This window comes from Endozoicomonas sp. 4G (assembly GCF_023822025.1).
GTDB lineage: Bacteria > Pseudomonadota > Gammaproteobacteria > Pseudomonadales > Endozoicomonadaceae > Endozoicomonas_A.
In genome coordinates, this window is record NZ_CP082909.1 from 1,655,272 (window position 1) to 1,673,910 (window position 18,639).

The following is an 18,639-nucleotide window of genomic DNA, read 5'->3' on the forward strand; positions in this document are numbered from 1 at the left end:
TCCCACGCTTCGCGTGGGAATGCATACCTCGCATAACATGATATGGAAAGGCGACTGCAGGCCATTGAGCGGGAACTGATCAAGCAGCAGAAGCGACCCCGGCAGTATGGGGTTTATTCTCACAAAGGAATTTAGCGAGACTGTTGGGCTTCCATATATTGTCTGAGCAAGTTGTTGATGCGTGTCTGATAGCCTTGGCCCTGACTTTTAAACCACTCCAGAACATCGGAGTCCAAACGGATTGTGATGGGCTTTTTAACAGGCAGGCGTAACTCGGCCTGATTAAAAAACTCATCATCAAGCTCGGGGATATCAGAGGTATCTATTTCATCGTCGCTCATGGCTTCAAGCCGTTCCCAGTTAGTTCCAGATGCTTTCTTCATAGCGTTTGATCTCTCTTTTGGAGGCTTTTCGGGCTGAAATAATCCGCACAACATCGCCGACCCGTTCTGTGTAGACCACTACCCCGGTAAGGTGCTGAATACGTCCAATGGTGATCCAGCGTTCTTCATCATAACTCGTGCGGTCATCAACCTGGCAGAGCTGAGGATGATTGAAAATATCGACAGCATCCTCAAAGGCTATCCCGTGTTTGCGGATATTGGCCTGATTTTTTTTCTCATCCCATTCAAATTGCATGGTAAAGTCGGTATTTACATTTGTACATACAAATTAGCACAAATTTCAGGAAATACTGAATGGGATTGAAACATCGCATTGCAGGCTGGCTGCTGCCCGAGCTGAAAAACCTGACGTACACATCATATCGGGGTCCGCTGGGTACCAATCCATTAAACTGTTGTTTTCTAACTGGGTGCGGTTTAGTGCACGCTTTCAATGTAATTGATGGGTTCCCTCTATCAATGGCACCTAAACTCCGTTCAGCATAAACAAGGAAAACCCATCTCCGCCGGTAAAATTCTGAGCAACGACTATTATTAGTGTCGTTTAGTTCCATGTTTCATTCAGTCAGGCGCAGCCCGATACCATCCCCCTCAGCCGAATTTAGGTGTTTCAATGCTGATATCTTCATGGGAGACACTGATCGTCGCCATTCTGGTGCTCTTTGTTGGGCGCTATCTCAACACGCATATTGCGTTTTTTCGCCATTTCAATATTCCCGAGCCGGTAACCGGTGGCTTTCTGGCTTCACTGGTGTTCACCGCCCTGTTTATTTTTACCCCTGATACTCACTGTCAACCAGCCACTCTTCAGCAGCCTGCCCCAGCAAAATCCGGCGGGTGGTAAAAAAGGAAGGCCAGCGAGTGCGAAACCAGCGATCAGCCAGTTGGGTTTTGTACCGGCGGTTATTGCTTTTGCGGGCTTTGGCAAATTCCTTGTTGAAAGCATTCAGTACAGCCCGGCGGTCATCTACTAATCGAGAACAGTTCAGGTTCAGAATCCGAATGGTTTCTTCCACCAGCTTAACCAGCGACTCATAGTGGTTATCAATATCCGCCAGTTGGGCGCAGGCTTCCGGATTTGCTCTGAACTCGCAGGTGCGTTTATCGAACTTGAATAGACAGGGGGTGTTAATAATTCGAAGCGGGTTCAGCACATAGCCTTCACAGTCTTCCGGTAACTGGCCCCCGGTAACCAGATGGTCTTTGTAGGCATCGCAGCTCAGGTTTTCCGGCGTGGAGTAACGAACTTTTTTATCTTCAGCCTGTTTGGAGCCGCCCATACACACTCCGATCATATTGTCCCAGTCCAGCGTCCAGTTATGGTTGGGGTCTGAGGCATCGGATTTTGGGTGGAAATGCTCTACCCGCTGGTTGCTCGACTTTTCAGGTGGCAGTCTGGTTTCACAAAAAGCACAGAGCAGTCCCTGATCCTGAAACACGGCTGTCTTGACCCTGGAATATGGGCCAGTATCTCTAAAGGTTTGCCATTGGGCGTTTGGATGCTTCTGACGGAACTCGGTCAGTTCCTGAGGTTCTGTGCTTTTACAAATCTTCTTCACCGTCTAACTCCCATTGACGGTTTTCTATATAAAGGTCAGCTTCGGTCAAGGCCGGTTCCTGTCCATGAAAAATAGCGTCCAGCGCTTTTCGCTTTTCTTCTGCTTCCTGCCATTTGTCGTCATAGACCAGATCAAGGTACTCGTTAAGCAGAATAGTGTTTGGATCTTTTTCCGGACGAGGTTGAACATGGAATACTCTATCCAGAATTCGGGAGGCTTCTGCCCCTTTGGTGCCCAGGGGCGCATTATGGAACTGACCATTATCCAGTACCCGAATCGAATCAGAGTCCACCGTCGAAATCACATGGGGGCTGTGAGTCGTGAGAATAAACTGAATTTTCGGGAAGGCTTCCTGCAGGGAGCTGACCAGTGTTTGCTGCCAGGAGGGATGAAGGTACATATCCACTTCATCAATCATCACCAGGCCAGGGGTTTCAGTGGCGGCTTTTTCTTTAAACTGAGGGTTGAGTTTGCAACAACGAAAAGCAATATCCGCCGCCAGTCCCAGCACATTCCTCACGCCGTCACTGAGCATGGTCACAGGCATTCGACCTACATCGGGATGTTCTGCCGCAATTTCGTCCATGGCGGCATCGTACATCACTGAGTGCCAGTCCGTGTGAGCCAGTAACAAATCTACGGTTTTCTGTACGACTTTAATGGTGGTGTCGTATGGAGTGACAAGATCCGCTTCCCCTTTTTGCACTTTCTCCATTTTCGCTTGTAGCTGCGCCTGAAAAAGCTGCTTGAACCAGTAAGCGAACTCTTTATAGCCTGAAGTGGGGTTCATGCTTTCGTGATAACCCAGTGTTCGGCTTTCACTGAGGGTCTGCTTTTTGGTTTTGGTCAGACGACTTTCTCCCCATAACCTTCCGGCACCATAGAAGGCAATGATAGGGAGAGAGACGCTTTGTTTTTTTCGCACCATGGTCTGAAGAAATTTGCCGGTTTCGGTGGCATATCGGGCATCAACTACGGTGGTTTTGGATTTTTTGCCTGTCAAGCTTCTGGACCAGTGCTCAGGTTGGCCACCTTGTTTCAATGACCCTTCGGCTTCTATAGCAACAGGGTATTGAGGCTCACACTCTATGGGGTCGGTATGTAATCGCTCTTGTCGAGCGTCTGATGGTTTGATAGGCCAGCCTTTGGCTTCATCAAAAGCCCCGATAAAGCTGCCCAGGGCAACAGCAATGCCTTCCATTGACGCGGTTTTACCCGCGCCATTCGCACCCACAATAACGGTCAGTCTTGGGTGCAGTGTGAGCCTCGATTCTTTAAAGCAACGAAAATTGTGGTATACGATATGGTTCAGTTGCATTGCCTTAATTTGCCTTATCCATGCTGATTAATTGCCAGAAGTTAATCCACTCTAGCGGGTTTTCCCCGGTATTGCATTGTTTACACATAGCCCAGATTCTCCGGATAGGATTGCAGTCGGATGGCGTAAGTTCCCACGCTGGGACCCACAGGGCCTAAAAGCATGGGAACCAGAGTTTTGCGGCAGCCTCTCAGTGGATGGGAACAAGGAAAACCCATCTCCGCCGGTAAAATTCTGAGCAACGACTATTATTAGTGTCGTTTAGTTCCATGTTTCATTCAGTCAGGCGCTGCCCCGATACCATCCCCCTCAGCCGAATTTAGGTGTTTCAATGCTGATATCTTCATGGGAGACACTGATCGTCGCCATTCTGGTGCTCTTCGTTGGGCGCTATCTCAACACGCATATTGCGTTTTTTCGCCATTTCAATATTCCCGAGCCGGTAACCGGTGGTTTTCTGGCTTCACTGGTGTTCACCGCCCTGTTTATTTTTACCGGACTGAGCATTGAGTTTGAATTGACCATGAGAGACAACCTGATGCTGATCTTTTTCAGCACTATTGGTCTATCGTCGCGTTTCTCAACGCTGAAGGAGGGGGGAATCAGTCTGGTTATTTTGATGATTTTTGCCAGCCTGTTCCTGTTTGTGCAGAACGGCATTGGTGTCACCATTGCCAAACTGACCGGCGTTAACCCATTAATTGGTGTCGTGGGAGGTTCAATCGCATTAAGCGGTGGGCACGGCACGGCGATTGCCTGGGCACCTATCCTGGCGGAACAGTTCGGCTTGTTAAATGCAACGGAAATAGGTGCGGCCTGCGCCACTTTCGGTTTGATTCTGGGTGGGCTTACCGGCGGGCCGCTGGCACAAAGATTGATTGAAAAAAACAATCTGAGTCCTTCAGGTTCAGAGCACATCACTATCGGTTCTCGCTACGGTGAAGAGCATGAGCTGATTGATGCTGAGATGATGCTTGAAACCGTGTTTCTTTTCGCCGTGGCCATTGGTACAGGGCTTCATATTACTATCCTGCTTCAGAAAATCGGCTTGTTTCTGCCCAATTACGTGACCTGCCTGTTTACCGGGATCATCCTGACCAATGTCTTGCCACTGCTCTTCAAGAATATGAAGTGTCCCTCAGACTCGGCTTCACTGGCACTGGTCTCTGATTTGTCGCTGGGCCTGTTTCTCTCCATGTCATTAATGAGTATGCAGTTATGGACGCTGGTGGATCTGGCCCTGCCGATCCTTTTGATTCTGGTGGCCCAGGTTGTGGTGCTCGGACTGTTCACTTATTGGGTGATCTTTCGGGCATTGGGCAGGGATTATGATGCCGCGGTCATGTCAGCTGGCTATATGGGCATGGCCCTGGGCGCAACGCCCAATGCGATTGCCAATATGACGGCAGTGACCAAACACTTCGGACCATCGGGCAAAGCCTTTATTGTGGTGCCTTTGATTGGCGCGTTTTTTATCGATATTACTAATGCCGTCGTGATTCAGTTGTTTACTGGCTGGTATGGAGGCTAAACAGTGGTTCGAAATGGGATATACTGGCCTCGTACCTGCCAGAATAAGGGATTGAGTTTATGAATACCGACGAGCAGATAGGAAAGGTTGTCCAGCAGTTTTTTCATGCAGTACCTCATTGTCGTATATTAGGCATGAAGCCGGAGCAAGCCTCTTCTGAAGGTGTTGTTATCCGCATGCCGTTTAATGAAGAGCTGGAAGCCGATCCGGGCAGTGGCATTATTCATTCCGGGGCGATAACCACCTTGATGGACAGTGCTTTCGGTATAGCCGCCTGCATCAGTCTGCCCGGCTTTGAAACTTGTCCTACTATCGATCTGCGCATTGACCATCTTGAGTGCCCAGACCCTTTCAAGCCGGTTCGCTGTTTTGCAGAAGCCTATCGAGTGACTAAAACCGTTGTATTTACAAGAGGAGTCGCCTACCAGGGCGACCGTGACCAACCTTTTGCTCATGGCGTGGGCACCTTTATGAGAACCGGGCGAACCTTGAGTGAAATGGCTAAGGAGCTGGCAAAATGACGATTCAAAACGATTTTAGAGAGGTTCTGCTCCAGGTCAGGGCAAGCAGTGATTACAGTAATCTGACAGATCTTCTGCCCTACGCCAGAAAAATTGGCATGCGTTGCCAGTCCCTGGGTGACGATGCTCTTTTTGTTTTACCCGGAAACAGCGAAAACACCGGTAATCCGGTGTTGCCAGCACTCCACGGTGGTGTGTTGGCTGGTTTCATGGAAATGTCGGCAGCCATTCATCTGATGTTGTTTATGGACGAGCCTGGCATTCCCAAGATTGTCGATTTTTCTATTGATTACCTGAGAAGCTCAAGAATTAAGGATGTTTTTGCTGAATGCAATGTGATCAGACAGGGTAGCCGGATCGCCAATGTTTCGATCACCGCCTGGCAGAGCCGCAGGGAAACACCAGTGGCTACGGCAAGAGCACACTTCCGGCTTGATCATTGATCAAATGCTGACACTGAAGTACATTCCCCCGACAATCCCCCAACGATGTTGTTTACCTACAGAGAAGCTTATGAGCGGAACCTTTGATTTAGCGATTTATAATGCCCAGAGTCTTGCCGGGGAGGCTCTGCTAACCCTTCTGGAAGAGAGCCATTTAACGCCCGGTGTTGTCTATCCGCTGACAGGAAGTGAAGAGCCTGGTGAGCCTGGCGACGAAGCCACCGTCGTTTTCAAGGGCACGGAACTGGATGTTATTAGTGCGTTGACGTTTAACTACGCCGATGCTGATCTTCTGATCATACCGGCTGGCTCACACATAAACCCTGAAGTCCTGAACCTGGCTGCTGAGAGTGGTTGTCGTGTGGTTAATGGTGCGGTCGGTGGTGCTATTAATAGTGAGGCTGATATATACCTGTCTGGTCTTTCCGATGCTGCCGAACTGTCTGGTCAGCAGGAGGTAGCCATTCCAGCCAGTCCGGCAGCGCTGATGCTACAGGTTATCAAGCCTCTTCAGGAAACCGTGGGTATTGATTCTGTCAATGTTATGGCCAGCCTGTCGCTGGCTGAAAGTGGTCAGAAAGGAATTGAAGAGTTGCGTGGGCAGACAATTGACCTGCTCAGTGGCAAGCCAGTCAAGAAAACGCTTTTTGAGCAGCGAATTGCTTTCAATGTCCTGCCGCAGGTGGGTCCCGTCACTGAAAGTGGCTTTACCGCACCGGAGCGCCTGATCGCTGAAGAACTGATGAAGGGGCTGGATCAGGAAGATCTCAGGGTCAGTGCCACCTGCGTGCGGGTGCCGGTGTTCTTCGGTGACAGTCTGGCGGTGCACCTGGATCTGGATCGTCCGGTGGACGAGCAGACGGTCAGGGATCTCCTGACCGGTGTTGATGGCATTGAGTTGGCAGCAGTGGATGAAATGCCTTCTGTTGAAACCGTTGCAGGAAAAGATGCCATTGTCGTGGGTCGTATTCGTCAAAATCCGGATCATGCCGATCAAATATGCTTATGGATTGTGGCTGATCCTGTGCGATGCGGTGCAATTCAGGCATTGGCAGTGGTAGAGATATTGCTAAAAGACTTTTTAAAATGATAACTTAGCTAAGAACAGTGACAGTACCATAAGGTGTGTTTACGAGCGGGATTGCTGATACGCGCAGATAACAAGGACTAATAATGAAACTGCAAAAGCTTGTAGCAGCTATGGCCATATCGGGAGCATTGGGTTCCGGTCTGGTTCATGCGCTGGGTTTGGGCGAAGTGCGCTTGAATTCGGCGCTCAATCAACCATTGGATGCCGAGATTGAATTGCTGCAAGTCAGAGAGCTGACCCGAAACGAGATACTGCCCAATCTTGCCAGTCGTTCCGATTTTCAGCGGGCAGGGCTTGACAGACCTTTCAGTTTAACAGGCATGAAGTTTAAGACCGTCCTGAGAGAGGATGGTACCGGTTTTATTCACGTCACCAGTCATCAGCCGGTGCGTGAACCTTTTCTTAATTTCCTGTTAGAAGTGCACTGGCCCAGTGGTCGGTTGCTCCGGGAATACACCATGCTTCTGGATCCACCGGCATTCAGCGAGGAACCCGCAGCACCGGTAATGCCTGCTTCTACTCTGACGTACAACGGTGGTTTGCCTACGCCGTCGCGTAGTCAGAATGTGAATCCATTTGATCAGGGCGCTTCAGAAGAAATAACTTCAGAAGGAATAGCTTCAAAAGAAATAGTCAGGCCGATTCAGGCGACTCCGGTCAGGGAAGAGCCTGTTCGCGGTGTTGGCAGTTATTCCGGACAAAGCCGACCAGATACCTATGATGTGCAACCTAATGATTATCTCTGGGATATTGCCAAAAGGGTGAGACCGGGCAGTGAGCTGAGTATTCAGCAGACAATGCTGGCCCTGCAGAAAAAGAATCCCCAAGCTTTCATGCAAAATAATATCAATCGCCTCAAGAAAGGGCAGGTATTGCGAGTACCTGTCAGAGAAGAAATTGAAGCGATGAGTTTCCAGGATGCAGTAGGCGAGGTGGCTCGACAGAATCGTGACTGGCAGGCTCGCCTCGAGCAGCTGGATGCTACACGACGAAGCTCTTCTGATTCGGATGGAGACAATGCTGAAAATAATGGGCGTCTGTCGATTGTTGCCACGGATAATAGCTCCGGAACCGGCAGTGATCTGGGGGGCCATTCAACCGATGCGACAACCACGGCTCTGAAGAATGAGCTGGCCATGACGCGCGAGACGATGGATAAGCTGGCTCGCGAAAACGAAGAGCTTAAGAGCCGTTTGAAAGATCTTGATGATCAGATCAGTACCCTGAAACGACTGATAGACCTTAAAGATGACCAGCTGGCTGCATTGACGCAGCAGTCTACCGGAGCGTCTACCGGAACACCTGAGCAAAAAACACAGGAAGCCAAACCGGCTTCAGCGCCGGTGCAACCAGAACCTGAGACTGGTTTCCTGAGCTTCCTGTTCAGCCATCCGCTTTACCTGGCTTTGTCAGCTGCGTTGCCATTAGGTTTGATTGCGGCTCTTTTAGTCTACCGCCGTCGTAAGCAGGAAGAAGACGAGGATGAGATTGAAGAAGAGTCTGGTCTGGAGCCTATGTCGTTGATCCCTCAAGAGCCCCTGCAAGAGGATCAGGAAGAGCTCGAACTGGATGAGATGCTCGAAATCGATGAAGACAGCCTGCAGGAAGATGAAGAGCCAGAAGAGCCAGAAGAGACGACTCAGCAAACCGATGATGCGATCAGTGAAGCCGATATCTATATTGCCTACGGTCGATTCCCACAAGCGGTTGAGCTACTGGAAAAAGCCATTGAAAAAGAGCCGGGTCGCTCGGACCTGAGACTCAAGCTGCTGGAAGTTCACGCTGAGAATAATGATCTGGAAAACTTTAAAGAAGCCCTGACGGGTGTTGAGTCGCTGAATGATCAGGATGCCCTGCGTCAGGCTGATACCTATAAAGCCCGGTTCCCGACCGAAGCTTTCTCAGGAGAGGCTCCCTCACAAGCAGTTGCTGAGGAGAAAGATGACGATTTTGAGTCATTTGACCTGAATGATGCACTCACCGATGATAACGATGTTGATGCGGACGGCGATCTGGGGGATCTGGAGTTTGATCTGGATGAACTGGAACTTGAAAATGAACTGGCTGAGTCGTCTGATACAGAGTCGTTTGATGCAGAGTCGTTTGATACAGAGCTACCTGATATAGAGTCGGTTGGTGATCTGGACTTCCAGTTGGAAGACCTGGAACTGTCGAAAGACCTGTCCGCTCAGGAAGATGAGCCTGCTCCAGTCGATGATCTGGCGGATGATCTGTCGGATGACCTGGATCTTGATCTTGGACTGGACGATGACAGTGCCGATGCTGAAGAAGAGTCTCTGAGCTTTGATGATGGTTTGCCTGACCTGGAGTCAGTTCTGCAGGATGATGATCTGGACTTCTTGTCTGATGACGATGAAGTAGCCACCAAGTTGGATCTGGCAAGAGCCTACATCGACATGGGTGATCATGAAGGTGCCCGGGATATTCTGCAGGAAGTGCTGGATTCTGGCAGCGACGAGCAGAAGCAGGAGGCTCAGGTATTGATGGAACAAACGGGTTAAGACGATTTAATCATTTCTGAATTGAAACTTTACAAAAGCCTGGGTAGATCCGGGCTTTTCTTATTCGGCTTGCTGGCCCCCTACCAATTCTTTCTGCCTCCTGATAAATTCCTCTCCCTTTAATGGATGGAGTGAGTATTTTTCATGCCGCGATTAGCTGCCAGTGTTCAATACGATGGTTCCCGTTATCACGGGTGGCAGAGTCTGAAGTCGGGGCTTCCCTCGGTTCAGGCTGCTGTAGAAAAGGCGTTGTCAAAAGTTGCCAATCATTCTGTCTCTGTCGTTTGTGCCGGAAGAACCGATGCCGGGGTGCATGGTTGCAACCAGATTATTCATTTTGACACAGAGTCAGTGCGTAGCGGCTATGGCTGGACCTTTGGTGGAAATTCCAACTTGCCGGATGACATCACCTTTAACTGGGTTCAGCCTGTACCTGACGATTTCCACGCTCGCTACTCCGCCCTGTGGCGCCGATATCGCTATGTGATTCTTAACCGCCCGGTGCGGCCCGCTCATCTACCCAAAGGTGTCACCTTCTACTATCGGCCACTGGATGTAGAGTGGATGAATATCGCCGGGCAGTATCTTGTTGGTGAGCATGATTTTGATTCGTACCGTGCAGTTCAGTGCCAGGCCAAACATGCGGTGCGTGAAATTCAGCATCTCAATGTCTACAGACATGGCGATATGGTGGTGATTGACGTCAGGGCCAATGCTTTTCTTCATCATATGGTAAGAAACATCACCGGCGTTCTGCTTGAGATTGGAGCGGGTAGAAAACCACCGGTCTGGGCCAAAGACGTGTTGGATGCCCGAAAACGTTCTGAAGGGGGAACGACTGCCAAGCCCCATGGCCTTTATTTTGTCGATGTAGGCTATCCAGCAGAGTATGAACTGCCAAACAGTGAGCCGAATCCTTTTTTTGTGGCTTCAGTACTGCCCTGGTAGAAGGCTTGACAACTTGCTTACATAAGAGGTTTCTTATTGAATAAGGCATTCGGTTTTATCGATTAATATTTTTGATGGCTGTTTTAAGACGATCAGGGAAGGATCATGAGAAAACGACATCTGTCTATAGTAGGCTTTGCTGCCTGCGTTGCAACTCTGTCGCTCTTGACTGGCACAGCTCAGGCCGGATCACTGGAATGGGGCGTTCAGGAGCAGGGAGTTTGTCTTCAGGAGGGTTCGAAGGAACGAGACCAATGGAGCCAAAATATTAAAAAAAAGCTCAACTGGCTACCTTACTTCAGCGGTGGAAGGTTGGCCCACTCTCATTCTTGTGATCAGAGCAGAATACAGGACTGGGAGGTGGGTGAAGGTGAGGTGGTTTCTGTGGAAGGCAGGGCGCTGAATGTTTTCCGATGGCGCAAGCAATTCTATCCAGTCACATCTGAGCGCAGATTCGGTATCCTTTATCCGGTTGAGTACCTGCAGCAACGCCTGAGCTTTCAGTTCAGAGGCAGTCGCTATTGTCTGATATTGAACAAAAATAAGCGTTTTAGAAGCCTTGCCTGGGAGCAATGTCTGCAATCTGTGGAAACCCGCTGGTTATTCGATCTGCCGCCCGATCCTGGTGAGGATGGCTTGATCGGTTTAGCAGGAATTGACAGTGATCAAGATGGTGTTCGTGATGATGTTGAGCGGTTTATTGAGAAAGTATTAGAGGGCTCTGAAGAGGATAAAAGAGCTGCTTTGTCATTGGCGGGTAGTCTTCAGAAAGAGTTGATAATTGCATACGACCGGGATGCAGTGATGGCTCTTGAGCCTGAAACAGGTGCTGCATTGGACTGTATGTCATTTGTTATGGAGGATAAGGCAACAAAATTTCTCTTGGAGTTAGAGGCAAAAACGTACAACACGGTAGAAAGATTGAAAGCATGGAGCAAAATAAACAGTTACTTCAGCGGTATGATATTTACCTTGACTGATGACTTGGAGAGTCAATGTCATTTTAAACGTGAAGAGCAGAACTGAAATTTCAGGGAAGAATATGAAAAACTATTTAATGATGCTGTTTTTGCTCGCTGCTTCAATGGCGAATGCAAGTGAATGTCGGGTTTCTTCACCCGAACTGGCCCTGTACTACGGTAATGGAATGTTCAATAGTCAAAAGGCTGCTCGAGAATCAAGGAATAGTTTAATTCGACTATTGAGAAGTCAGCTTCCTGGCTACCGGGTCAGCTATAAGCTTTCTTACAACTACAATGAAAACCCTGTTGATCAAATGCTCGAAGTGGCGCGACAAAAGTTGTTACAGGATTACAGTAATATTTTACTGTGGCTGGCAGGAATAGAGTCTGCACCTGACTGGTTCCGTGAGGGGCTGGAGCTGGTTGTGACTAGCTACGATGCATTCAGTTATGTTTTCGACAGTGACCTTCGCAGGCATGTGCGCCAGTATTCGCAAGATATTAGCCAATGCCGGAAAGTGCTGCTGGTGGCTCATTCCCAGGGGAACTTTTACGGTAATGAGTCCTGGCGTTTGGTTTATCAGGCTTCGACTGCCGGTATTGCCTGGAATGAGTTGAAGCTAATGGGTGTGGTGTCAGTAGCCACGCCTGCCAGCCAGGTGGGTTACCCTTTGAGTTATCCAGCTGATCAGCAGAGTGTGACTCGATATCTGACGCTTTCTGATGATCTGGTGATTAATGTATTGCGAAGTGCTGCTTTTGGGCCTCTGCCCGCCAATGTAACAAACACGACGGTGAGCGACGACTGGAAGAATCATAGCTTTGTGATGAGTTATCTTTCGGGTGATCCCAGTGGCCAGATGTTGAGGGAGCAGATCAGAAGCGTTGCATACAGTCTGGAAACCCTGCCTTTTGATCGGCAGTCATTAGGCTCATCGGCGTTGGCTTCTGCGGGCTATGATCCGACAGCACAGATACTGGAAATCCAGTTTGTGGAGTCTGACAGTTTGTATCGATATTATGATGTGCCAGAGAGTGTCTATCAGGATTTGATGTCTGCTGAATCTGCTGGCCGTTATTATAATCTGGCAATCAGGGGGCAATACCCTTCCAGACGTTTGAACTAAAGTGAGTTTTACCTTTGAGTTGGCTCTTGTTTTTTCATTTCGGCAAGGGTTTCTTATTGAATAAAGCCTCCAGCATTATCAATTGTTATCTTTAGTGACTGTCTTAAGGCAAACAGGGAAGGATCATGAGAAAACGACATCTGTCTATAGTAGGCTTTGTTGCCTGCGTTGCGACTCTATCGCTCTTGACTGGCACAGCTCAGGCCGGATCACTGGAATGGGGCGTTCAGGAGCAGGGAGTTTGTCTTCAGGAGGGTTCGAAGGAACGAGACCAATGGAGCCAAAATATTAAAAAAAAGCTCAACTGGCTACCTTACTTCAGCGGCGGAAGGTTGGCCCACTCCCATTCTTGTGATCAGAGCAGAATACAGGACTGGGAGGTGGGTGAAGGTGAGGTGGTTTCTGTGGAAGGCAGGGCGCTGAATGTTTTCCGATGGCGCAAGCAATTCTATCCAGTCACATCTGAGCGCAGATTCGGTATCCTTTATCCGGTTGAGTACCTGCAGCAACGCCTGAGCTTTCAGTTCAGGGGCAGTCGCTATTGTCTGATATTGAACAAAAATAAGCGTTTCAGAAGCCTTGCCTGGGAGCAATGTCTGCAATCTGTTGAAACCCGCTGGTTTTTTGATCTGCCGCCCGATCCTGGTGAGGATGGCTTGATTGGCTTAGCAGGAATTGACAGTAATCAAGATGGTGTTCGTGATGATATTGAGCGGTTTATTGAGAGGGTTCTAACCGATTCTGAACAGGAAAGGAAGGCGGCCAGACAGTTGGCGAAAGTAAGTCAGAAGAAACTGGAGAATGCCTATGACAGAGAAAAAATCATTGAATTGAGCGATGAGTCGGGTGCGGCAGTTCTTTGTCTTTTGCATGTGATGGACGGGAATTCCACGGCATTTCGCCATAAAATGAGAGCAAAAATATATAACACGTTAGAGCGTATAAAAGCATGGAATAAAATGAATAGCCATCTGAGTGGGGTGCCCTATACATTACCTGAAGATTTTGCGAGTCAATGTAATTTCTCAGTGAATGGTTCTACCGAATAGTTCTAGTGCAGCCAGTCCTTGATATCCATACAGCCCCCTCGTTCATCCTAAGCACCCAAACCCCGTTCATACTGAGCGCCCGAACCCCGTTCATCCTGAGCGGAGTTTGGGTGCCATTGATAGCGAGAACCCATCAATTACATTGAAACCTGCACCAGTGAGTGACTGTCGTAACTTCTTTCAGGGCGGGGAGGATGTCATCACCATGAGACAAGGCTCTACCGTTTCTGCTAACATCCACCCCCTGCTTTCGTTCATACTTCACCCCCTGCTTTTTCATTCACTGGCTATAGGTATTTACAGGAGAGGTATTGTTGAAGACTCGGATCAAGGTCTGTGGAGTTACCTCGGTAGAAGAAGCGCTGGCCGCGGTTAATGCCGGTGCTGATGCGCTGGGCCTGGTGTTTTATCAGCACAGTAGACGGTTTGTGTCCGTTAGTAGGGCTCGGGAAATTGCCACTGCCACCCCGCCTTTTATCACGCTGGTGGGCTTATTTGTTGACGCAGAAGAAGCGGTTATCCGGAACGTTCTGAATCAGGTTCCGCTGGATCTGTTGCAGTTTCATGGTAATGAGACGGATCAGGAGTGTGGGCGATGGCGAAGACGATATATCAAGGCACTCAGAGTGCGTCCCGGGATGTCTGTTGAAGAAAGCGCAGCTGCTTACCCCGGTGCCTGTGGTTTGCTTCTGGATTCTTACCGTAAAGGTGTGCCCGGTGGAACCGGCGAGGCTTTTGACTGGCAGCTGATTCCCGACCATCTGGATAAGCCTGTTATCCTGGCGGGTGGCCTGAATCCTGATAACGTTTCCCATGCCATAGAACAGGTTGCGCCTTTTGCTGTAGACGTTAGCAGTGGTGTAGAGAATGACTGGGGCAAAGACCCCGAAAAGATGAAAGCCTTTGTCGAGGCGGTAAGACAATGACTGTAGATTATAAAAAGTTGCAAGACCTGCCGGATGAAACCGGTCACTTTGGCCGTTTTGGTGGACGCTACGTCGCTGAAACACTGATGTGTGTGCTTGAAGAGCTGGAATCCACTTACAAAAAGCTCTGGGATGATGCAGAGTTTCAGGCCGACTTTGATCGTGATCTGGCTCATTACGTAGGCAGGCCGTCCCCGCTCTATCATGCTGAACGCTGGTCTGAGAGCCTCGGTGGTGCACAAATCTACTTGAAGCGTGAAGACCTGAACCATACCGGTGCCCACAAAATCAACCATGCCATTGGTCAGGCGCTGCTGGCCAAACACATGGGTAAAAAGCGGATTATTGCTGAAACCGGTGCCGGTCAGCACGGTGTCGCTACCGCTACTGTTGCCGCAAGACTGGGTCTGGAGTGCGTGGTGTACATGGGCGCCAAAGACGTTAAACGTCAGGCGCTGAATGTTTACCGAATGAAGTTACTTGGGGCCACGGTGGTGCCGGTAGAAAGTGGCTCGCAAACACTGAAAGACGCCATCAACGAAGCACTGCGCGACTGGGTAACCCGTCCGGAAGAGACTTTCTATATCCTGGGAACCGTGTGTGGCCCTCATCCGTATCCGGAAATGGTGCGTAATTTCCAGAGTGTGATTGGTCGTGAAGCCCGCAGGCAGTGCCTGGAAATGACCGGACGTTTGCCAGATGCGCTGGTGGCCTGTGTCGGCGGTGGCTCTAACGCCATGGGTTTGTTCCATGAATTCCTGCCGGACGAAGAGGTTAAAATCTACGGCGTTGAAGCCGGTGGTCACGGTGTTGAGTCTGGGGAACATGCGGCCAGAATGTCTGGCGAAAGACAAGGCGTTTTCCAGGGGCAACGCAGTTACCTGATGTGTGACGACGATGGTCAGATAGTAGAAAGCTATTCCGTATCAGCCGGATTGGATTACCCCGGTGTTGGTCCTGAGCACAGTCACCTCAGAGCGGTTGGCCGTGCTGAATACCCTTGTATCACCGATGATGAGGCACTGGCTGCTTTCAGAAACCTGACCCGTATGGAAGGCATTATGCCAGCCCTGGAAAGCTCACATGCCCTGGCCTTTGCCGAGAAACTGGCGCCAACCCTGGCAAAGGACCGGATTATCCTGGTCAACCTGTCGGGCCGGGGCGACAAGGATATTCATACCGTGGCTGAAATTGATGGACTGACGTTCTAAGCGTTGAGGGGGGAATTATCATGAGAATCAAACAGTGCTTTGAACGATTGTCTTCGCAAGGCAGTAAGGCTCTGATGCCCTACATGACGGCAGGTGATCCGGCGGAAAAGACCGTCGACATTATGCACAGGATGGTCGCCAGCGGTGCTAACCTGATTGAGCTTGGGTTCCCGTTCTCGGATCCCGTGGCCGACGGACCGGTGATTGCAGAGGCTCATGAGCGGGCATTATCACAAGGTGTTACATTGAATCACGTTTTTTCAATGGTAACTCGCTTCAGGGAACACGATAATACTACCCCGATTGTCCTGATGGGCTACCTGAACCCGATAGAAATCATGGGTTATGAGCGGTTTGCAAACCGGGCCGCCCAAGCCGGTGTCGACGGTGTCCTGATTGTTGATCTGCCGGCAGAGTTTGCTGGCGATCTGGTGGCGCAGTTAAAACCCAGGCAGATTGATATGATCAACCTGATTACACCCACAACCACCGATGAGCGTATTAAAAAGATCTGTGCCGTTGCTTCAGGATTCGTCTATTACGTTTCCGTAAAAGGAGTAACAGGCTCGAATGCGCTGGATCTGGACAGTGTTCAGTCCCGAGTGGCTCATATCAAAGGGTTTACCGACCTGCCAGTCGGTGTCGGCTTTGGTATTCGTGATGGTGAGTCGGCAGCGGCCATTGCTTCGGTGGCTGACGGTGTGGTGGTGGGATCTCTGTTGGTCTCTGAACTGGCCCACTATGAAAGCCAGGGTGACAGCGCTGTCGAACGGGTCTCTGGCCATCTGGAAGCCATGCGTCAGGCAATGGATAAAGATTAATCCGATCAATCAGGGCAGACGAAAGGGAGCGCTCGGGATTTTCAGGCGCTCTCGTTTTCAGTCTTGCCAATAGACAGGAAGCGTTAAGTTAATGAGTAACTGGCTAGTCGACAAACTGATACCTTCGCTGTCACGTTCTGCGAGCCAGCAGAAAAGCAGTAATGTGCCGGAAGGGTTGTGGCGCAAGTGCGTAAAGTGTGAGTCGGTCCTGTATCGTCCAGAGCTTGAAAGAAATTTGGACGTTTGTCCAAAATGCAGCCATCACATGCGGATCGGTGCCCGCAAGCGTCTGGAATATTTTCTGGATAAAAACAGTACTGAAGAGCTGTTTTCAGAGATAGAGCCTGTCGATAAGCTCAAGTTCCGGGATTCAAAAAAATACAAAGATCGTCTGGCCTCGGCGCAAAAACAGACCGGTGAAAAAGACGCCCTGGTCGCCATGAAAGGCTATCTGGATGGCCTGCCTGTGGTCGCTGTAGCGTTTGAATTCAGCTTTATGGGCGGTTCAATGGGTTCTGTGGTGGGCGAGAAATTTGCCCGAGCCGCAGAGCTAAGTCTGGAACTGAAGATTCCTTTTGTCTGTTTCTCGGCCAGTGGCGGTGCCCGTATGCAGGAAGCCTTGTTCTCCCTGATGCAGATGGCAAAAACCAGCGCAGCGTTAGAGCGTTTGAAACAACAGGGTGTGCCTTATTTCTCGGTACTGACCGATCCCGTTTATGGCGGTGTTTCCGCCTCACTGGCCATGCTGGGTGATATCAATATTGCCGAGCCGGGTGCATTAATCGGTTTTGCCGGCCCGCGGGTGATCGAGCAGACCGTTCGTGAAAAGTTGCCGGAAGGCTTTCAGCGAAGTGAGTTCCTGCTGGAGCACGGTGTCATCGATATGATTGTTGACCGGGGTGACATGCGCTCGACAATCGCTCGTCTTTGCAGAAAAATGCAGGGAATCGCCCCTGTGCCGGTTGAGCCGGATTCGGACTTTAGTGAAGTTGAGGAAGAGGTGGTTTCGGCGGCTGGGTGATGGTTGAAAAGTTTGTGGCTCGTTCCCTGGCTCCAGAGGGTGTCGAAAAAGTCTAACCTCTCGTTCCCACGCTCTGCGTGGGAATGCATACCTTACCTAACAAGCTGGTACACGCTTTCAATGTAATGGATGGGTTCCCTTTATTAATGGCACCCAAACCCCGTTCACCCTGAGCGCCCTTCGACTCCGCTCAGGGTGAACGGACGAAGGGTGGAGCACAAAGCGCCCAACTCAAGGAAAAAACGGCAAAAATACTGTGAACTCTCCAAGGGTAATGTCATAGCTGTTTTTTTAGACAACAACGGAGAAAAATCCATCACTCCGTAGGAACCATCAGAAAAAGAAAGTCGAATTTCTTTATCGTACAACCACTCAGCTTTTATCAATTTAATCATAATCAGCTCCTGGAATACGCTCTAGCAACCCCCCATAGATCTGTAGGAAAGGCCTGAATTTTTAATCTAGTATATACTCAGGTATATACAAGAGAGGTTCGAATATGAAAACGACGATTTTCAAAAACAACAGAACGCAGGCTGTACGCATTCCCAAAGAGTTTGCGTTTCCCGAAAATGTAAAGCACGTTCAAATCCAGCGACAAGGGAATACTTTAACCATTTCACCCGTAGATGTGGACTGGGACGAATTTTTTGACAACATCACGGTCTGTCCGGATTACCCTGAGAGAGAACAGCCTCTACCACAAGAACGTGATTTTGGAGATTGGTCATAATGAAATACTTACTTGACACCAATGTACTGATTCACATTCTGAGAGGACACGACAAAGGTAGTATCAAAGAGCATTTCAAAAGCAACAATGGCCGTATGTTTATATCGGCGGTTACTGTTGATGAGCTTATGTTTGGCATTTGCTGCGCCCCAAAAAGACTTCGGGAGAAAAAACAGGAAGAGTTAAATACTCTCCTTAGTGTTATCCCGATACTAGATTTTAACGAGGATGCAGCGGAGCACTCTTCTCAAATTCGATACTTTCTGAAATCTACTGGTCAGCTGATTGGTAGCTATGACAATATGATAGCTGGGCATGCCCGAAGTCTGGAATTGACCGTGATCACCAATAACACTAAAGAATTTTGTAGAGTGCCGGGTTTAGAGGTTGAAGACTGGTCGCAACCCTTGACATAACGGGTAGCAAGAATCAAGACCTGACCCACTGTGTTTC

General features: G+C 49.5%; 20 protein-coding genes. 15 read left to right on the plus strand and 5 right to left on the minus strand.

The genetic code is table 11. The annotated features are described in order from the left end of the window. Positions 1-131: 131 nt before the first annotated feature. The 4 genes from K7B67_RS06405 to K7B67_RS06420 all read right to left on the minus strand — a co-directional run bounded on the left by K7B67_RS06405 (position 132) and on the right by K7B67_RS06420 (position 3,281). A complete protein-coding gene (locus tag K7B67_RS06405) occupies positions 132-383 on the minus strand; it encodes a BrnA antitoxin family protein (RefSeq protein ID WP_252179525.1) in 252 nt (83 codons plus the stop codon). Continuing rightward, positions 361-639 (minus strand): BrnT family toxin, encoded by a 279-nt coding sequence (locus K7B67_RS06410; protein WP_252179526.1) that lies wholly within the window; start codon positions 637-639, stop codon positions 361-363. Before K7B67_RS06410 ends, K7B67_RS06405 begins: the two co-directional genes overlap by 23 nt. 538 nt (positions 640-1,177) lie before the next feature. Next, positions 1,178-1,963: a retron Ec78 anti-phage system effector HNH endonuclease PtuB gene (ptuB, locus tag K7B67_RS06415; RefSeq protein ID WP_252179527.1), complete on the minus strand. Its 786-nt coding sequence runs from the start codon at positions 1,961-1,963 to the stop codon at positions 1,178-1,180. Further along, positions 1,947-3,281, minus strand: a complete 1,335-nt coding sequence (locus K7B67_RS06420; protein ID WP_252179528.1) for an AAA family ATPase — start codon at positions 3,279-3,281, stop codon at positions 1,947-1,949. Before K7B67_RS06420 ends, ptuB begins: the two co-directional genes overlap by 17 nt. A gap of 331 nt (positions 3,282-3,612) precedes the next feature. On the opposite strand from K7B67_RS06420, the gene gltS reads away from it, so the two are divergent. The 13 genes from gltS (at position 3,613) to accD (ending at position 17,453) form a co-directional block, all read left to right on the plus strand. Further along, positions 3,613-4,812, plus strand: coding sequence for a sodium/glutamate symporter (gltS, locus tag K7B67_RS06425; protein ID WP_252179529.1), 1,200 nt, complete (start codon positions 3,613-3,615; stop codon positions 4,810-4,812). Between the two features lie 59 nt (positions 4,813-4,871). After that, positions 4,872-5,333 carry a PaaI family thioesterase gene (locus tag K7B67_RS06430; RefSeq protein WP_252179530.1) on the plus strand — a complete coding sequence of 154 codons (462 nt, stop codon included), beginning with the start codon at positions 4,872-4,874 and terminating at the stop codon, positions 5,331-5,333. After that, entirely contained in the window at positions 5,330-5,776 is a 447-nt protein-coding gene (locus K7B67_RS06435) for a PaaI family thioesterase (protein WP_252179531.1), read from the plus strand. The genes K7B67_RS06430 and K7B67_RS06435 overlap by 4 nt, the downstream gene beginning before the upstream one ends. A gap of 70 nt (positions 5,777-5,846) precedes the next feature. After that, positions 5,847-6,866 (plus strand): Asd/ArgC dimerization domain-containing protein, encoded by a 1,020-nt coding sequence (locus K7B67_RS06440; protein ID WP_252179532.1) that lies wholly within the window; start codon positions 5,847-5,849, stop codon positions 6,864-6,866. Between the two features lie 83 nt (positions 6,867-6,949). Next, a complete protein-coding gene (locus tag K7B67_RS06445; RefSeq protein ID WP_252179533.1) occupies positions 6,950-9,388 on the plus strand; it encodes a FimV/HubP family polar landmark protein in 2,439 nt (812 codons plus the stop codon). A gap of 144 nt (positions 9,389-9,532) precedes the next feature. Further along, positions 9,533-10,336, plus strand: coding sequence for a tRNA pseudouridine(38-40) synthase TruA (gene truA / locus K7B67_RS06450; RefSeq protein ID WP_252179534.1), 804 nt, complete (start codon positions 9,533-9,535; stop codon positions 10,334-10,336). A 105-nt stretch (positions 10,337-10,441) separates the two neighbouring features. Next, positions 10,442-11,362 carry a hypothetical protein gene (locus K7B67_RS06455; protein WP_252179535.1) on the plus strand — a complete coding sequence of 307 codons (921 nt, stop codon included), beginning with the start codon at positions 10,442-10,444 and terminating at the stop codon, positions 11,360-11,362. Between the two features lie 16 nt (positions 11,363-11,378). Beyond that, a complete protein-coding gene (locus K7B67_RS06460) occupies positions 11,379-12,425 on the plus strand; it encodes a KTSC domain-containing protein (protein WP_252179536.1) in 1,047 nt (348 codons plus the stop codon). A gap of 125 nt (positions 12,426-12,550) precedes the next feature. Beyond that, entirely contained in the window at positions 12,551-13,474 is a 924-nt protein-coding gene (locus K7B67_RS06465) for a hypothetical protein (protein WP_252179537.1), read from the plus strand. A 314-nt stretch (positions 13,475-13,788) separates the two neighbouring features. Then, positions 13,789-14,400 (plus strand): phosphoribosylanthranilate isomerase, encoded by a 612-nt coding sequence (locus K7B67_RS06470; RefSeq protein WP_252179538.1) that lies wholly within the window; start codon positions 13,789-13,791, stop codon positions 14,398-14,400. After that, positions 14,397-15,611, plus strand: coding sequence for a tryptophan synthase subunit beta (trpB, locus tag K7B67_RS06475; RefSeq protein WP_252179539.1), 1,215 nt, complete (start codon positions 14,397-14,399; stop codon positions 15,609-15,611). The genes K7B67_RS06470 and trpB overlap by 4 nt, the downstream gene beginning before the upstream one ends. 20 nt (positions 15,612-15,631) lie before the next feature. Beyond that, positions 15,632-16,432 carry a tryptophan synthase subunit alpha gene (gene trpA / locus K7B67_RS06480; protein WP_346658262.1) on the plus strand — a complete coding sequence of 267 codons (801 nt, stop codon included), beginning with the start codon at positions 15,632-15,634 and terminating at the stop codon, positions 16,430-16,432. A gap of 91 nt (positions 16,433-16,523) precedes the next feature. Further along, positions 16,524-17,453 carry an acetyl-CoA carboxylase, carboxyltransferase subunit beta gene (accD, locus tag K7B67_RS06485; RefSeq protein WP_252179540.1) on the plus strand — a complete coding sequence of 310 codons (930 nt, stop codon included), beginning with the start codon at positions 16,524-16,526 and terminating at the stop codon, positions 17,451-17,453. Between the two features lie 164 nt (positions 17,454-17,617). On the opposite strand, the gene K7B67_RS06490 is transcribed toward accD, so the two are convergent. Continuing rightward, positions 17,618-17,848: a hypothetical protein gene (locus tag K7B67_RS06490; RefSeq protein ID WP_252179541.1), complete on the minus strand. Its 231-nt coding sequence runs from the start codon at positions 17,846-17,848 to the stop codon at positions 17,618-17,620. Positions 17,849-17,952: 104 nt separating this feature from the next. On the opposite strand from K7B67_RS06490, the gene vapB reads away from it, so the two are divergent. Both vapB and K7B67_RS06500 read left to right on the plus strand, forming a co-directional pair. Continuing rightward, positions 17,953-18,186, plus strand: coding sequence for a type II toxin-antitoxin system VapB family antitoxin (vapB, locus tag K7B67_RS06495; protein ID WP_252179542.1), 234 nt, complete (start codon positions 17,953-17,955; stop codon positions 18,184-18,186). Next, complete coding sequence (locus K7B67_RS06500) at positions 18,186-18,602, plus strand: PIN domain-containing protein (protein ID WP_252179543.1); 417 nt, start codon at positions 18,186-18,188, stop codon at positions 18,600-18,602. Before vapB ends, K7B67_RS06500 begins: the two co-directional genes overlap by 1 nt. The last annotated feature ends 37 nt before the right edge of the window (positions 18,603-18,639 follow it).

Bases quoted from the DNA above. Each gene is read 5' to 3' on its own strand.
- K7B67_RS06465 (WP_252179537.1), top strand. From the start codon at position 12,551: ATGAGAAAACGACATCTGTCTATAGTAGGCTTTGTTGCCTGCGTTGCG.
- trpA (WP_346658262.1), top strand. From the start codon at position 15,632: ATGAGAATCAAACAGTGCTTTGAACGATTGTCTTCGCAAGGCAGTAAG.
- K7B67_RS06440 (WP_252179532.1), top strand. From the start codon at position 5,847: ATGAGCGGAACCTTTGATTTAGCGATTTATAATGCCCAGAGTCTTGCC.
- K7B67_RS06445 (WP_252179533.1), top strand. From the start codon at position 6,950: ATGAAACTGCAAAAGCTTGTAGCAGCTATGGCCATATCGGGAGCATTG.
- trpB (WP_252179539.1), top strand. From the start codon at position 14,397: ATGACTGTAGATTATAAAAAGTTGCAAGACCTGCCGGATGAAACCGGT.
- K7B67_RS06405 (WP_252179525.1), bottom strand. From the start codon at position 383: ATGAAGAAAGCATCTGGAACTAACTGGGAACGGCTTGAAGCCATGAGC.
- K7B67_RS06455 (WP_252179535.1), top strand. From the start codon at position 10,442: ATGAGAAAACGACATCTGTCTATAGTAGGCTTTGCTGCCTGCGTTGCA.
- K7B67_RS06500 (WP_252179543.1), top strand. From the start codon at position 18,186: ATGAAATACTTACTTGACACCAATGTACTGATTCACATTCTGAGAGGA.
- accD (WP_252179540.1), top strand. From the start codon at position 16,524: ATGAGTAACTGGCTAGTCGACAAACTGATACCTTCGCTGTCACGTTCT.
- K7B67_RS06435 (WP_252179531.1), top strand. From the start codon at position 5,330: ATGACGATTCAAAACGATTTTAGAGAGGTTCTGCTCCAGGTCAGGGCA.
- K7B67_RS06420 (WP_252179528.1), bottom strand. From the start codon at position 3,281: ATGCAACTGAACCATATCGTATACCACAATTTTCGTTGCTTTAAAGAA.
- K7B67_RS06410 (WP_252179526.1), bottom strand. From the start codon at position 639: ATGCAATTTGAATGGGATGAGAAAAAAAATCAGGCCAATATCCGCAAA.
- K7B67_RS06460 (WP_252179536.1), top strand. From the start codon at position 11,379: ATGAAAAACTATTTAATGATGCTGTTTTTGCTCGCTGCTTCAATGGCG.
- gltS (WP_252179529.1), top strand. From the start codon at position 3,613: ATGCTGATATCTTCATGGGAGACACTGATCGTCGCCATTCTGGTGCTC.
- vapB (WP_252179542.1), top strand. From the start codon at position 17,953: ATGAAAACGACGATTTTCAAAAACAACAGAACGCAGGCTGTACGCATT.
- truA (WP_252179534.1), top strand. From the start codon at position 9,533: ATGCCGCGATTAGCTGCCAGTGTTCAATACGATGGTTCCCGTTATCAC.
- K7B67_RS06490 (WP_252179541.1), bottom strand. From the start codon at position 17,848: ATGATTAAATTGATAAAAGCTGAGTGGTTGTACGATAAAGAAATTCGA.
- K7B67_RS06430 (WP_252179530.1), top strand. From the start codon at position 4,872: ATGAATACCGACGAGCAGATAGGAAAGGTTGTCCAGCAGTTTTTTCAT.